Annotated in this window: 15 protein-coding genes; 11 read left to right on the plus strand and 4 right to left on the minus strand. The window is 58.9% G+C overall.

The window, feature by feature from the left end:
- The first annotated feature begins 3 nt into the window (after positions 1 to 3).
- The 5 genes from ACOYXH_RS03570 (at position 4) to ACOYXH_RS03590 (ending at position 4,718) form a co-directional block, all read left to right on the plus strand.
- Positions 4 to 714, plus strand: coding sequence for a class I SAM-dependent methyltransferase (locus ACOYXH_RS03570; RefSeq protein ID WP_258709397.1), 711 nt, complete (start codon positions 4 to 6; stop codon positions 712 to 714).
- Positions 711 to 1,097: a GtrA family protein gene (locus tag ACOYXH_RS03575; RefSeq protein ID WP_258709398.1), complete on the plus strand. Its 387-nt coding sequence runs from the start codon at positions 711 to 713 to the stop codon at positions 1,095 to 1,097. The genes ACOYXH_RS03570 and ACOYXH_RS03575 overlap by 4 nt, the downstream gene beginning before the upstream one ends.
- Positions 1,094 to 3,190, plus strand: coding sequence for a DUF6311 domain-containing protein (locus tag ACOYXH_RS03580; protein ID WP_460410266.1), 2,097 nt, complete (start codon positions 1,094 to 1,096; stop codon positions 3,188 to 3,190). The genes ACOYXH_RS03575 and ACOYXH_RS03580 overlap by 4 nt, the downstream gene beginning before the upstream one ends.
- A 73-nt stretch (positions 3,191 to 3,263) precedes the next feature.
- A complete protein-coding gene (locus ACOYXH_RS03585) occupies positions 3,264 to 4,184 on the plus strand; it encodes a LysR substrate-binding domain-containing protein (protein ID WP_007911372.1) in 921 nt (306 codons plus the stop codon).
- 168 nt (positions 4,185 to 4,352) lie between these two features.
- The gene (locus ACOYXH_RS03590) at positions 4,353 to 4,718 is read left to right on the plus strand and encodes a 5-carboxymethyl-2-hydroxymuconate Delta-isomerase (RefSeq protein ID WP_093438263.1); all 366 of its coding nucleotides are present in this window, start codon (positions 4,353 to 4,355) and stop codon (positions 4,716 to 4,718) included.
- Between the two features lie 3 nt (positions 4,719 to 4,721).
- Here ACOYXH_RS03590 and ACOYXH_RS03595 read toward each other — a convergent pair whose 3' ends face one another.
- Positions 4,722 to 5,657 (minus strand): LysR family transcriptional regulator, encoded by a 936-nt coding sequence (locus tag ACOYXH_RS03595; protein ID WP_095049246.1) that lies wholly within the window; start codon positions 5,655 to 5,657, stop codon positions 4,722 to 4,724.
- A 184-nt stretch (positions 5,658 to 5,841) separates the two neighbouring features.
- Entirely contained in the window at positions 5,842 to 7,026 is a 1,185-nt protein-coding gene (locus ACOYXH_RS03600) for a cyanate transporter (RefSeq protein ID WP_460410267.1), read from the minus strand.
- A 410-nt stretch (positions 7,027 to 7,436) separates the two neighbouring features.
- Between ACOYXH_RS03600 and ACOYXH_RS03605 the strand changes: the two genes are divergently transcribed.
- The 4 genes from ACOYXH_RS03605 to ACOYXH_RS03620 all read left to right on the plus strand — a co-directional run bounded on the left by ACOYXH_RS03605 (position 7,437) and on the right by ACOYXH_RS03620 (position 11,710).
- Positions 7,437 to 9,086 (plus strand): phosphoethanolamine transferase, encoded by a 1,650-nt coding sequence (locus ACOYXH_RS03605; protein ID WP_095125575.1) that lies wholly within the window; start codon positions 7,437 to 7,439, stop codon positions 9,084 to 9,086.
- A gap of 163 nt (positions 9,087 to 9,249) precedes the next feature.
- A complete protein-coding gene (rnd, locus tag ACOYXH_RS03610) occupies positions 9,250 to 10,383 on the plus strand; it encodes a ribonuclease D (RefSeq protein WP_093438244.1) in 1,134 nt (377 codons plus the stop codon).
- Positions 10,380 to 10,673, plus strand: a complete 294-nt coding sequence (locus ACOYXH_RS03615) for a YcgL domain-containing protein (RefSeq protein ID WP_093438239.1) — start codon at positions 10,380 to 10,382, stop codon at positions 10,671 to 10,673. The genes rnd and ACOYXH_RS03615 overlap by 4 nt, the downstream gene beginning before the upstream one ends.
- Positions 10,674 to 10,777: 104 nt before the next feature.
- Positions 10,778 to 11,710: a D-2-hydroxyacid dehydrogenase gene (locus ACOYXH_RS03620; RefSeq protein WP_095049250.1), complete on the plus strand. Its 933-nt coding sequence runs from the start codon at positions 10,778 to 10,780 to the stop codon at positions 11,708 to 11,710.
- Between the two features lie 132 nt (positions 11,711 to 11,842).
- On the opposite strand, the gene ACOYXH_RS03625 is transcribed toward ACOYXH_RS03620, so the two are convergent.
- A complete protein-coding gene (locus ACOYXH_RS03625) occupies positions 11,843 to 12,436 on the minus strand; it encodes a nitroreductase family protein (RefSeq protein ID WP_258709401.1) in 594 nt (197 codons plus the stop codon).
- Positions 12,437 to 12,715: 279 nt separating this feature from the next.
- Between ACOYXH_RS03625 and ACOYXH_RS03630 the strand changes: the two genes are divergently transcribed.
- Entirely contained in the window at positions 12,716 to 13,165 is a 450-nt protein-coding gene (locus ACOYXH_RS03630) for a YcgN family cysteine cluster protein (RefSeq protein WP_093438229.1), read from the plus strand.
- 34 nt (positions 13,166 to 13,199) lie between these two features.
- On the plus strand, positions 13,200 to 14,429 hold the full coding sequence (locus ACOYXH_RS03635) for a hypothetical protein (protein WP_095049252.1): 1,230 nt from the start codon (positions 13,200 to 13,202) through the stop codon (positions 14,427 to 14,429).
- A gap of 169 nt (positions 14,430 to 14,598) precedes the next feature.
- On the opposite strand, the gene ACOYXH_RS03640 is transcribed toward ACOYXH_RS03635, so the two are convergent.
- A complete protein-coding gene (locus tag ACOYXH_RS03640; protein WP_095049253.1) occupies positions 14,599 to 14,976 on the minus strand; it encodes a YgaP family membrane protein in 378 nt (125 codons plus the stop codon).
- Between the last annotated feature and the right edge of the window lie 28 nt (positions 14,977 to 15,004).

The raw sequence follows: 15,004 nt of genomic DNA on the forward strand, positions 1-15,004 counted from the left end.
CACATGGATCTCAAGGAAACCGACATCCTCGGCGACGCCATCAACGAGCACTGGTATTACTGCTCGAAAGCCGCCGCCACCCGGCGTTTGCTGAGAGATGCACCCATCAGCCGAATCCTCGATGTCGGTGCCGGCTCGGGATTTTTCTCCCACCATTTGCTGACGCACACCGATGCACGCGAAGCATGGTGCGTGGATATCAGCTACCCCGCCGACTCCAGCGCGACCACCGCCGGTAAACCGGTGCACTACCGTCGCGGGATCGAAACCATCGAGGCCGATCTGGTGTTGTTGATGGACGTGCTGGAGCACGTCGATGATGACCTCGGTCTGCTCAAGATGTACGTCGACAAAGTGCCATCGGGCAGCAGGTTTCTGATGACGGTACCGGCATTCCAGTTCTTGTGGAGTGGCCACGATGACTTTCTCGAGCACAAGCGCCGCTACACCCTGGCGCAGTTCGAAACCTTGGCGCGTGATGCCGGTTTGACGGTGCAGCGCGGTGCCTATTATTTCGGTGCGGTGTTTCCGATCGCTGCGGCGTTGCGCTTGCTGCCGCAAGGCGCACAAGCCCAAACGCCGCGTTCACAGCTCAAGCGTCATCATCCGCTGGTGAACGGTGTTCTCAAGACGCTATGCAGTCTTGAACTGCCGTTGATGGGCATCAACCGTCTGGCCGGGTTGAGTGTGTTCGTGCTGGCGCGCAAACCGTGACCTCGGCGCAAAAAACAGCATTGATTCAGCGAGGTTTGCGCTTTGCCGTGACCGGGCTGTTTGTCACTGCGCTGCATGCGCTGGTGGCGGTGCTGTTCATCAACTTCATTACTGCGCAACCGCCGCTGGCCAATGGCGTGGCGTTTGCCGTGGCGACGGTGGTTTCCTACGTGATTAACACCACCTGGAGTTTTTCTGCCCGCTTGCGCGGACGAACGCTGCTGCGTTTTCTGCTGGTGTCCGTGGGCGGCTTTTTCCTCGCGATGTTCGTTGCCTGGGCCGCGCAGGTTGCCGGGCTGCACTATCTGCTGGGCATTGTTGCGGTGGCGCTGACGATTCCGGCGTTCACCTTTGTCTTGCACAATTTCTGGACCTATCGATGAAGGCGTCACCAAACCATCCGGCGCTGGGCGTGTTGCCTTTACTGCTTGGCGTTCTGGCATTTTTCTGCGTGATCGGACCGCAAGCGCTGGATCCGCAAAACATTGCCTGGCTGGAGCAGGGCGATCCGGCGACGCATTATCTGGGCTGGGAATATTTTCGTCATTCACCCTGGATCTTTCCGCTCGGACTCAACCCTTCCTATGGTCTGGAGCTGGGCAGTTCGATCATCTTTTCCGACTCCAATCCGCTGCTGGCGTTGCTGTTCAAACCGTTCAATGCGTGGTTGCCGGCGACCTTCCAGTATTTCGGTCTGTGGCTGCTGGCGTGTTTCGTGCTGCAAGCCTGGTTCGCCTGGAAACTGCTGGGGCTGATGACCGGCAATCCGCTGATTCGTTTGCTGGGTACCGGTTTGCTGGTGGTTTCACCGCCGATGTTTCTGCGCATGGGCGGACACCTTTCCCTGTCCGGGCATTTTCTGATTCTGGCGGCGCTGTACCTGGCGTTGTTGCCGAACTTGTCTCGACGACGCCTGGCCTGGGGCGCGTTACTGGCGGTGACGGCGATGGTGCATGCGTACCTGCTGGCGATGGTGGCGCTGATCTGGGTAGCAGATCTGCTCGGCAAAACTTTCAGCCAACAACTGACTCGGCGTCAGGGGCTGCTTGAAAGCGTTTCGCTGTTTGCCGTGGTGAGTGTGTGTTGCTGGCAGGCCGGTTACTTTGCCATTGCCGACGGCGGGCAATCCGGCGGTTTCGGGTTGTACCGGATGAACCTGTTGTCGCCACTCGATCCAGCGGGCTGGTCGTTCATCTTGCCGGATCTGCCAAAAGCCAGCGGCGATTACGAAGGCTTTAATTATCCGGGGTTGGGTGTGCTGTTGCTGGTGCCGTTGGCGCTGATTGCCTTGCTTAGAAATCGCCAGCCGCTGAAGGATGAGCTTCGCGTTCGCCCTTGGCTGTTGCTGGCGTTGATCGGTTTATCGTTGTTTGCGCTATCGAACCAGATCGGTGTCGGCGCGCACACGTTCAGCTATCCGCTGCCGAAAATCGCCCTCAAACTGGCCAATATTTTTCGCGCGTCGGGGCGGATGTTCTGGCCCGTGTTGTACGCGCTCATCCTGATGGTGATGTTCCTGCTGGTGCGCGGTTACCGGCCACGTATCGTCGTCGCGTTGTTGGCGCTGGCATTGACGATACAGATTGTCGACATACGCAACGGCTGGATGGGCTTGCGCAACAGCAAAATGATGACGCCCTCCGCACAATGGCCAACGCTGATGCGTGATCCATTCTGGGCGAGTGCGGCGGCGCATTACTCGAAGGTGCGCAGTCTGATGCCACAGAATCAGTCCGAACGCTGGCAAGTGATTGCCGATTTCGCTGCGACCCATGGTCTGAAAACCGACGCTGTTTATCTGGGACGCATGAGTTCCACAGCGCTGGATCAGGCTCGGCAGAAAACGCAGCACATGCTCGAATCAGGGCAATACGATGCCGACTCGTTGTACATCCTCGACGACTCCGTGCTGGCCGATGCCGCCAAAAGCGTCAACTGTGAAACGGATCTGCTGACCCGAGTGGATGGTCTGGTGGTGCTGGCGCCGGGCTGGAAGCGTTGCTCGCAGTGCCTGAGCGTGCCTGATGAAGGACGCCGAATGTCATTGCTGGCACTGATGCGTCCCGGTCAGGCGCTGATCTTCAACTACTCCGCCCGGCAGTTGACCAGCGGTTGGTCGACCCCGGAAAACTGGGGTACATGGTCGGCGGGACAGCAGGCGCAGGTCGACTTGCGGGTGTCACCCGAGGCGCGCTCGATTGCGCTGGAGGTCATGGCATTCGTTTTGCCGCAACACCCGGCGCAGCGAGTGATTGTCAGTTTGAATGGCGAGCAGGTACTGAGCACGCGGCTGGTGCAACATCAGGATAATCATCTGGAGATCCCGATCAGTCCTGCGATCCGTCAGCATCTGGCAGACAACGATCGCCTGACGATCGAGCTGCAATTGCCCGACGCCATCAGCCCGGAACAATTGGGCATCAATGATGATTCACGGATCATGGCGCTGGGCTTGAAACGCCTGACGGTGAACTGACGCTGCGTGGCGATGGACGGCGGGGCCCTGCGCTTTCTACACTGCCGGTATTCCGGGGGGCAGGGGGCAATGGATGAACCGCAATGAACTACGCAAGGCTGACATCAACCTGATGGTGGTGTTCGAGACCTTGATGCTCGAACGCAACGTGACCCGGGCGGCCGAGAAGCTGTTTCTCGGCCAGCCGACCATCAGCTCGGCGCTCAATCGCTTGCGCACCATGCTCAATGATCCGCTGTTCATCCGTGTCGGCCACCGCATGGAGCCGACAGCGCGTGCCGAAGATATTTTCCGCCATCTCAAGCCCGCGCTTGACTCATTGTCGGTCGCGCTGAGTCTGACCCGCGATTTCGATCCGGCCGTGAGCACCATGACCTTTCGCATCGGTCTGTCCGATGACGTCGAGTTCGGCCTGTTGCCGCCGCTGTTGCGTGCGTTGCGCCAGGAAGCGCCGAACGTGGTGTTCGTGGTGCAACACGTCGATTACTGGCGCATCCCCGATCTGCTCGCAGCGGGTGATATCACGGTCGGTATCAGCCAGACCCGGGGCTTGCCGGCCAATGCCAAGCGCAAATTGCTGCGGCACATCCAGCCGAGCATCCTGCGCGCCGACGCCAGCGATACACCGCTGACGCTGGATGAATATTGCGCGCGCCCCCATGTACTGGTTTCGCACACGGCCAACGTCAGTGGTTTTGCCGATGAGTGGCTGGCCGAACTCGGTCGTACTCGCCAAGTGGTGCTGTCGGTACCGCAATACAGCGCGTTGCCGGCGCTACTGGCCGGCACCGACCTGATCGCCAGTCTGCCTGATTACACGGCGGCAGCCATGGCCACTTCCGGATTGCTGTTTAAGGAGCCGTTTCCGTTTAAAACACCGACGCTGGATTTGTCGATGGTCTGGCTCAGCCACGTCGACAGCGACCCGGCCGAGCGCTGGTTGCGCTCAAGGCTGGAGCAGTTCATGAGCGAACGGCCACTGACGCCATCCTGAGCTATAACACTCCCCCTGTAGGAGCTGCGGCACGCTGCGATCTTTTGATCTTCAAATTTCAAGATCAAAAGATCGCAGCCTCGTTTCACTCGACAGCTCCTACAGGGGTTAGTGTGAACCGCATGTGCTATATGTACGACCTTTCTGCCAACTGACTGGGGACCTGCAATGCCACACCTGCACATGGAATACACCGCCAACCTGCCGCAGTTGAACGCCGATGTAGCGTTGATGCGGCTCAACAACACCCTGGTGGGCTCTGGTCAGTTCGCGGCGGAGTTCGATATCAAGAGCCGTGCGGTGAAAGTCGAGACCTTCAAGGTCGGAACCGCCATGGCCGAGCGCGCCTTCGTCTATGTGAAGCTGGCGCTGCTCAGCGGGCGTTCGCCGCAGATCAAGAAGCAGTTGTCAGAGAGCCTGTTGGCAGTCTTGCAGGACCTGTGCGAATGGCCGGCCGGTGTCGAGGTGCAGTTGTGTGTCGAACTGGTCGACATGGATCGCGAGTCCTACAGCAAAACCGCTATTGGCGTGTAGGACTCAGGCCGCTTCGAGTTCGCTGCACACCTTGACCACCTGCTCGCGCAACCACAGATTGGCGCTGTCCTGATCAACGCTCTGGCTCCATTGCATGTCGAGGGTAAAGCCCGGCAAGCCATTTGGCGCCTCGCAGTGATTGAACACCGCCTCGTTGGTCAGTAAACGCTGGATACGGCGGGGCAGGGTGAGGATGAAGTCGGTCCCCGTGATCATTTTCAATGCCGCGCTGTAGCTGTTCGAGCGCGCGACGATCTGACGCTTCTGCGCCTGCCGCGCCAGCCAGCCATCGACCATGTTGGTAGTCGACGTCCATGGCGTCGGGAACACGTGCCGGCGTTCGGTAAAAGCCTGCAGGCTCAGGCGCGGCTCCAGTGGCGTGGCGCGTTTGTCGAAGACGCAGACCAGATCGTCCTCCAGCAGCATTTGTGATTTCAGGTCAGCGTGATGACGGTGGAAGTTGGGGCCGAAGCTGATGACAAGATCGAGGCTGCCGTCGCGCAGCTCATCCGCCGGGACATCGGTCTCGAACTTGTGCATGTTGACCATCACCGGCAAATCGTCGAAGTCGAAACGCTTCAACAGACGCGGCAGGATCAGTTGCTCGAAGTATTCCGGGGCGCAGATATTGAAGGTGACGGCTTGTCGGGTCGGGTCGAACGTGGGGGCACCGGCGTGGCACAGGTTGATGCTTTCGAGGATTTTCTGCACATGGCCATACATGGTGCTGGCCTTGTAGGTCGGACGCATGCCGGTGCGGGTGTTGATAAACAGTTCGTCTTCGAAACTGGTGCGCAGTTTTTTCAAACAATAACTGACCGTGGACTGGCTGACGAACAGGGTTTCTGACACATCAGTGACGCTGCTCTGCTCATAAACAGCGATGAACACCATGAGATCCTGCATGTCGAGCTTTCTAAGCAAGTTACTGTTCAGCATCCGTTCCGTCTCGCTGTGCTCCTTGCGCTGAATCCGCGCAAACGTGTGCGAATGATCCTAACGGAACGATGGTGCCAGGACAAAGCCCTGTAGGACGTTTCACAGTCAGTTGTGGGACAGAAAGTTTTAGTAACACGACGTCACGGGGCAAACCGCAGAAAGATGGCCAGAGGCCTTAGCCCGATCAGGAAAAGTGCCTCGCGTAATGCCGGGGATCGAAGCGCCACACCATCAACAGCATCACCACCATTACCGCTGTCAACGACCACCACGCCCACTCGAAGCTGCCCAGTTGATCGCGGATCATTCCAGCCATCAGCGGCGAGAGACCAGCAATCAGATAGCCAATGCCTTGCACAAATGCAGTCAGGCCACCGGCACGTTGCGGGTTGTCGAGGTGATCAAGCGAGACAATCAGGCTCATCGGGAACAACCCGCCAATGCCCAGCCCCAACAGGCATGGCCATAGCAGGCTGAATTGTTGCGGTCTGAGGATCAGGCCGCAAAATCCGCCGATGATCAGTGCCAGTAGTGTCATCAGAATCACACGCCGATCCCGGCTGCGATTGGCGATAGCCGGAACCACTAGACCGGAAATCACCTCCATGGCCGTCAGCAAACCCAACAGCAATCCGGCGTTCTGTTCGCTCCAGCCGTTTTCCACGTAGTACGGCGCGAGCCAGGCCAGCACGCAGGTATAGGACGCTGTCCCCAGACCAAAGAAGAGGGCCAGCAACCAGGCACGGGAATACTTGAAGAACGAATCCTTGCCGGCTGTCGCCGTTACGGTGGAGGACAGCTGGTTGCGTTGCGACCACCAGAACAGCAGCGCGATGAATGCCAGGATCGCCCAGATCGCCAAACCGCCGCGCCAGCTCCCGGTTTGCAACATCACCAACGGTGCGAACGAGGCCGCAATGGCCGCTCCACCCATGATCGACGTGACATACAGACCCATGCACAGCGCGACATTGTCGGCGAAGCGCGATTTGATCAGCGTCGGCATCAATGCCTGAATCAGTGCAATCCCGAGGCCGGCCAGCACCGCGCTGACGATCATTTCGGCGGCCGATTCGATGAACAGCCGCGACAGCGTCGCCAGGCCAATGATCAGCAGTGACAGGAAAACCGTCCGTTGCTCGCCCAGCCGCTGACCGATGCCAATGCCGAAAAACATCGCCAGCCCCATTGCCATCACCGGCAGCATGGTCAGCAGCGACGCGACGCTGAAGTTCAGCGGGATGTCAGCGCGAATGGCTGACAGTAATGGGCCGATTGCCGCCATCGACGGACGCAGATTGAGGGCTACGAGAATGATGGCGAGCATCAACCAGGCAGCGGGGCGAGCGGTAGCGCGGACGTTTTCCATCATCAGACCTTTGGGCGGGGCAGATGATTAAGCGCGGAGCGGTCTGGTTCGGGCAAACCAGAAAATCCACAGCAGTATTTAAAAAGTCGATATCCCCACTCTCTGTGGGAGCGAGCCTGCTCGCGAAAGCGGATTGTCTGTCAGCAAAAATATTGAATGTGCCGGCCTCTTCGCGAGCAGGCTCGCTCCCACAATGGACAACCGTGCTGTTTTTCTGAATAAAACCTGAACCATTCTCAAATACTTCACACTTTCATCGCATGGCCAACAGCCAACTAATCGTTGGCGTCTTTTTCACAAAAAATTGATGGTTGCCTGCTTAAAGTTTCTCGTGCCTTAGTTAATGAAATTTTCACAATTGAAATTTCTTTCATGGACCGAGGCTCTTCTTTTCAGGAATCGCCCTTTCTATGTTGAAGTTAAAAGCCGTGCGCCCGGAATGGGTGACGTTAATTGCCAGTGCCTTTCTTTTAATCGGCTGCAATTTTGTCCTCTGGCAACACCTGTTCGAGATCACCGCCGCCGATGGTAAGGGCATCGCCATGTGTGTGGCGTTCGGGGTGATGATTCTCGCGGCATTCAATATCGTGCTGACGGTCCTCGCCTTCCGTCCGCTGCTCAAGCCGCTGTTGACCGTGATATTTCTGATCAGCGCCGGCGTGGCTTACTTCATGAGTCAATATGGCGTCATGATCGATGCCGGCATGTTGCGCAACTTTGCCGAAACCAATGCAACGGAAGTGCGTGATCTGCTCTCGTTGAAGTTGTTTGCTTATATTCTACTGCTCGGTGTATTACCGTCCTGGTTGTTGTGGAAAGTTCCAGTCAACTATCGTCGTTGGCATCGTGAGTTAATCAGCAAAGTTATTGTCGGTGTTGCTTCTGTGGCGGTGATTGGTGGGGTGGCGCTGGCCAACTATCAGGGCTTGTCATCGCTGTTTCGCAATCACCACGAAATTCGCCTGATGCTGGTGCCCAGTAATTACATCGGTGCTTCGGCGGGTTATCTGCGTGAGCAAGTAGTCTCGGCGCGGCAGCCATTCATCAAGATCGGCGAGGACGCCGAGCGCAATCCGGATGTGAAGCTTCAACCGCGTAAATCCCTGACCGTGCTGGTGGTGGGTGAAAGTGCCCGGGCGGAGAACTTCGGCATCCTCGGCTATGACCGTGACACCACGCCGACACTCGATAAGGAAGCCGGGCTGATCGCCTTCACTGACGTGCATTCCTGTGGAACGGAAACGGCTGTTTCGGTGCCGTGCATGTTCTCCAACATGGGCCGCAAGGATTATGACGCCAGCAAGGCGAAGAATGAGGAAGGCCTGCTCGATGTGCTCAAACGTGCCGGTATCGATGTGATCTGGCGTGACAACCAGTCCGGTTGCAAAGGCACTTGCGACCGGGTCACCCTGCAAGATGTCAGCAACCTGAAAGACCCGGCGCTGTGTGCCAACAGCGAGTGCCGCGACGAAATCCTCCTGCAAGGTCTGCAAAGTTTTATCGACCATCTGGACAAGGACACCGTGCTGGTTTTGCACCAGATGGGCAGTCACGGCCCGGAATACTTCAAGCGTTATCCCAAGGAATACGAGCACTTCACCCCGGTGTGTGAAAGTAACGCGCTGAACAATTGCAGCCGCGAAAGTATCGTCAACGGTTACGACAACACGTTGGTGTATACCGACCATGTGTTGTCGAGCCTGATCGATGTATTGCGCAGCAATCAGGACAAAGTCGATACCGCGATGTTGTACCTGTCGGACCACGGTGAGTCGCTGGGCGAGTACAACTTGTTCCTGCACGGTACGCCTTACATGTTGGCGCCAGAGCAACAAAAGCATGTAGCGATGCTGGCGTGGTTCTCCGATAACTATCAGAAGGCCTATTCGGTCGACACGCATTGCTTGCAAATGAGCCGTGACAAACCGCTGAGCCAGGACAACCTGTTCCACTCGATGCTTGGCCTGCTCGAGGTCAGGAGCAAGGTCTATCAGCCGGGTCTGGACATGTTTGCCGGTTGCCGAGGTGCGGTGATCGACGGCGTACTCGCCAAGGACTGAGGCCAATCGGCTCCGTCGTTCTGATACGACGGGGCTTTCTGCTTCTTTTGTCAGACTATTCTTGCTCTCTGGAAGGACATTTCGTTACAGCTCTTGCCCTTCACAGGCGCGTAAATCGCCAGTGGCGATATATACTGCGCGCCATTCTTCAAGGGAGAGCCGTGTGGCCATCGATATTCACTGGATTCGCGACAACGAAAGCCTCGCGCAGTTTTGCGCCGAGTGGCAGCAGCTGCCGTTCGTTGCCCTCGACACCGAATTCATGCGGGTCGACACCTTCTACCCGATTGCCGGCCTGTTGCAGGTGGGCGACGGCAAACGCGCCTACCTGATCGATCCGCTGACCATCAATGCCTGGCAACCGCTGGCTGCGTTGCTGGAGAACCCGGCGGTACTCAAAGTCCTGCACGCCTGCAGCGAAGACCTCGAAGTGCTGTTGCGCCTGACCGGCAGCCTGCCGGCCCCGATGTTCGACACGCAACTGGCCGCCGCTTACCTGAACCTCGGTTTCTCGATGGGCTATTCGCGACTGGTGCAAGAAGTGCTCGGCATTGAACTGCCAAAGGGCGAGACCCGTTCCGACTGGTTGCAGCGTCCGCTGTCCGAGACGCAAATCAGCTACGCCGCCGAAGATGCCGTGCATCTGGCGGAGGTTTTCGTACAGCTGCGGCCGAAACTGTCTGACGACAAATTCGCCTGGGTGCTGGAGGACGGCGCTGAACTGGTCGCCAACCTGCGCCGTGAAACCGACCCGTACGAGGTCTATCGCGAGGCCAAACTGGCGTGGAAACTCTCCCGTGCGCAACTGGCGGTTCTGCGTGAACTGTGCGCCTGGCGGGAAAAGGAAGCCCGCGCCCGCGATCTGCCGCGCAACCGCATCGTCCGCGAGCATTCGCTGTGGCCACTGGCCCGCACGCAACCGGACAACCTCGCGGCGCTGGGCAAAATCGAAGACATGCACCCGCGTACCGTGCGTCAGGACGGCCAATTTCTGCTTGATCTGATCAAGCGCTCTGGCAGTGTGGGGCCTGATCAATGGCCGCCCGCCGTAGCGGAGCCCTTGCCGATCGAAGCCGCCGCGTTGATCAAACAATTGCGCGCATTGGGCCAGGCTGAGGCCGAGCGTCTGGGCATTGCCCCGGAACTGATGCTGCGCAAGAAAACCCTCGAAGCCCTGGTCAAAAGTGGCTACCCCGAGGGTCCTTACCAATTGCCTGAGTCGTTGCGTGGCTGGCGCCGCGAACTCATGGGCCAGAAGCTGCTCGACAGCCTGGCCACCGCCGGAGAACAGCCTTGAAACGTATTTGCTCTATTTACCAAAGCTCGAAGCGCAAGGGCATGTATCTCTATGTGCTCAAGAGCGATGAGCTGGAACGCGTGCCCGAGGCCCTGATGGCGGCTTTCGGCAAAGCCATATTTGCCTTCAGTCTGGTGTTGACGCCTGAGCGCAAACTGGCCAGCGAGGACATCGTCGTGGTCCTGGAAAACCTCGACAAGCAGGGCTACCACCTGCAAATGCCGCCGGCCGAGGACGAGTACATCGAGCACTTGCCCGAAGAGTTGCTGCGACGCAACGACCCGGTCTGATCTGCGCGGCTCTGTTCTGAGTCTCGGTTTACCCTGGAACTGTTTTTACCGCGATGGCCGGCTTAATCCGGCGGCCATCTGCACGGTTTGCGAAAGGTTTGAAGATGCGCGTTCTGATTGCTGAACACGACCACGCGATATACGCCCGGCTGCTGCGTCAGGCAGCGCCCGAGCTTGAAATACTGACCAGCGGCGACTCCGCCGAGCTGGCCCGGCAGGCCGCCGATTGCCCGGTGTGGCTGGGCCAACCGGATTTGCTCGCGACTCTGTTGCGCCAGGGGCACCAGCCACAATGGCTGCAATCGACCTGGGCCGGTATCACACCATTGCTCGCTGACGGCTTGCGCCGCGATTACCGTTTGACCCGTGCAGTGGGGATTTTCGGTCAGGTGATGGCCGAGTATGTGCTGACCTACATCCTTGGCCATGAGCGCGAAGTGCTGGCGCGACTGGTCAGCCAGGTCGAGCGTAAATGGGACAACCGCAGCGGCCAGAGCCTGGTCGGGCGCAAAGTGCTGATCGTCGGCACCGGGGATATAGGCCAGAGTGTCGCGCAGTTCCTGCTGCCGTTCGGCATTGAGCTGTACGGGATTGCCAGCAGCGCCCGTGAGCAGGCGCCGTTTGTCGAGGTCGGTTCGATGGCGGATCTGCCGCGACTGGTGGGTGAAGTGGATTACGTGGTCAATCTGCTGCCGAACACCGAACACACCCACGATATCTACGACGCGGCGCTGTTCAAGCAATTCAAGCCAACCGGGTTGTTCATCAACGCCGGGCGCGGTGTTGCGGTGGTCGATGCCGATCTGGTGGACGCGTTGAAGGAAGGCCATCTGGCGGGGGCGGTGATCGACGTTTGCCGTCAGGAACCACTGCCGCAACGCCATCCATTCTGGACCGCTTGGGGCTTGCTGCTGACCGGGCACAGTTCGGCGCCGACGTCACCGGCGTTGATGGTGCAGCTGTTTGTCGAGAACCTGAAGGCGTATCAGGCGGGTGAAGCGTTGCGCGGGGAAGTGGATTTCAACCGCGGATATTGATCTCCTTGCTTCAGATCGTTCCCACGCTCCGCGTGGGAATGCAGCCGGGGACGCTCTGCGTCCCATTGGAACGCGGAGCGTCCCTTGAGTCATTCCCACGCGGAGCGTGGGAACGATCATTTGCGGTGTGGCTTAGAGGGTGAAGTCGCCTTCAGCCGCCAGTTCGCTCAGCGGACGGCGCGGGCTCGGCTCTTCGCGAGCCTGCAGGTATTCAGCCAACGTTGCCTTGTCACCGAGTTTGCCAACGGCAACGGCCGCATGCAGCGCATAACCTTCAGGAATGTTCAGCTCTTTGCGCGTCAGTTCCTGATCGAACCCGGCCATGCCGTGGGTGTGCCAGCCACTGATGCTTGCTTGCAGCGCCAGATGGCCCCACGCCGAGCCGGTGTCGAAGGTATGCCACAGCGCCGGGGTTTCTTCAGTGGCGCCTGGTGCAGTGAAGGTGGTTTTCGAAATCACGATTACCAGCGCCGAGGCATGCTGCGCCCAGCTACGGTTGAATTCGTTGAGCAGACCCAGATAACGCTCCCAGTTTGGCGTATCGCGACGCGCATAGAGGAAACGCCAAGGCTGCGAGTTGTACGCCGAGGGCGCCCAGCGTGCGGCTTCGAAGAAACTCAGCAGGGTTTCTTCCGGGATCGCTTCGCCGGTGAAGGCGCGCGGCGACCAGCGGTCGGTGAATTGCGGGTGAATGGCGTAATCGGCAACGCGAGGGTTGGCACTCATCGAGAGATTCCTTGCTACGGTTGAGTCAGGGATTTGAATGAAAACCCGGCGGGATCAGTTGCGCTGAACGATGGGGTTTTCCGAGCCTGAGGGTTCACCACAATGCAACGCGGTCGCGCGTTAATGGCTTGCGGGCAAGGCTCCTTGCGACTGGCAAAGCTACGCGCCGCCACAAAAACTGACAAGCCCCGCGCAACCGGCAGTCGCCGACGCTTGGCCCGCAAGGCCTTGGGCACTAGACTGGCGGCCTTTTCACCACCTGATGTTGATGCTTGAGCCATGGCCGCCAAAGTCGAACCGTTCTGGAAACGCAAAACCCTCGATCAACTCGATCACCAGGAATGGGAATCGCTGTGCGACGGCTGTGGTCTGTGCTGCCTGCAAAAGCTTGAGGATGAGGAAGACAACAGCGTTTATTACACGCGCATCGCCTGCAAACTGCTGGACCTGAAAACCTGCCAGTGCAGCGATTATCCGAACCGCATCAAGTTTGTCCCGGACTGCATCCAGCTCACCCCGGGGCAGGCCGAAGAGTTCAAGTGGCTGCCGCCGACCTGCGGTTATCGGCTGGTCAGCGAAGGCAAGGATCTGCCGTTGTGGCATCACCTGGTCTGCGGCGATCGCGATGCGGTGCACCACGAGCGGATTTCCCAGTCCGGGCGCATGCTCGCCGAAGGCAGCGTGCCGGAGGATGACTGGGAAGATCACCTGATTTTCCGCGCGGGCTGATACCTGCTGATTCAAGCTTTACCAAGGAGTGCGTATGGCTGTCGGATTGCAGCGAGCGTTGATGATTGCGCTGCTGGCGCTGAGCGCCCCGGTGTGGGCGGCGAAGAAAGTCGATCTGGATTATCACGTGCGCCTGTTGCCGCAAAGCGATCAGGCCGAGGTGCGCCTGACCCTGGGCAAAGGCGAGGCGGTGCGCAGTCTCGATTTCGACCTTGGCGACGGTAGCCATTACAGCGATTTCAAGGCTGACGGCCATTGGCTGCTGACCCCGGGCAAAAACGCCCGGGGCGTCTGGCGCCCGACCAGTGACAAGGCCAGCCTGACTTACCGCGTGCGCATCAGCCACGGGCGCAAGAACGGCAGTTTCGACACCCGCATGACCCCGAACTGGGCGTTGATGCGTGGCGATGAACTGGTGCCGCCAGCCAAACTCGATCAGCAGGACGGCACCGAACTGATCGCGCGTCTGCAATTCGAATTGCCCGATGGCTGGAAAAGTATCGAAACCGCTTGGCCGCGCATCGGCAAGAACAAATTCCGCATCGACAACCCGTCACGCCTGTTTGATCGTCCGACTGGCTGGATGCTCGCCGGCCATCTCGGCAGCCGCCGTACGCGCCTGGGCGAAACCGAAGTCACCGTGGCCTCGCCGCAAGGGCAGGGCATGCGCCGGATGGACGTGCTGACCCTGCTTACGTTCGTCTGGCCGCAGGTGCAGGCGGTTTATCCACGCCATCCGGCGAAACTGTTGATCGTCGGTGCTAATGACCCGATGTGGCGCGGCAGCCTTGGCGCGCATGAATCCATCTACGTGAACACACGATTGCCGTTGGTCAGCGAAAGCGGCAGCAGTGCGCTGGTGCGCGAGCTGGCGCAGGTGTTCGGGCGGATTAACGACGAGCAGCGCAGCGACTGGATCAGCGAGGGTTTTGCCGAGTATTACGCCATTGAACTGGTGCGCCGTGCCGGCGGTATGAGCGATGAGCGTTATCAGGCACTACAGACGAAACTGGCCAGGGACGGCCAGAAAGTCACCACGTTGCGCGGCGAGCAGATCAGCCCGGCGCAGGTGGCGAAAGCGGTGTTGCTGTTGCAGGAACTGGATCGCGAAATTCGCTTGAAGACGCGCAACAAGCGTTCGCTGGATGACGTGTTGCGTGGGGCGATGCATCTGGGGACGGTGAGTACCAAAGAGTTTGTGCAACTGGCCGAGAGCGTGCTCGACGAGTCCTCCAAGGTCCTCGATACCGCATTACTGCAGTAATACCGCTATCGCTGGCAAGCCAGCTCCCACAGTGCTTTGGGATGGGCACAAAATCAGTGCACAACCCATAAGCCGATTTTGGGCTGGGCAAAAATTCTGTGGTCTCCACAGAACCTGTGGGAGCTGGCTTGCCAGCGATGAGGCCGTCAGCCCCACCGCAATTCTCGGATCAAACCCCGGCTTTCGGCGATTTCACCGAATCATTGCCGGTCACGGTGGCAGTGCTGGTCGCCGCTTCGGCATTGGCTTTCAGCTTGCTCAACTCTTCCCCGGCGCGCTCGATCTTCGCCCGCACGTTGTTCATGTCCTGACGACTTTTCTCAAACAGGCTTTTCACCGAACTGTGCCCGGTAATCCCGCGCGCCATGGCCACGCCGCCAATCGCCACCTGAATCAACCCGAACACGCCGCCACGGCGCAGGCCTTTACCGACCATGATCACGCCGCCCGCGAGTGAGCCGATGCGCTCCCAGCCTTCGACGTTCTGCTCGGAACGGCTCTGGAACGGGGTGGATTCGATACGTTCGACACGTTTGAGCTCGGTCATGATCTTTCTCCAGGCAATGAGTAATGGA

The sequence above is a fragment of the Pseudomonas sp. Mb7 genome (assembly GCF_054790525.1).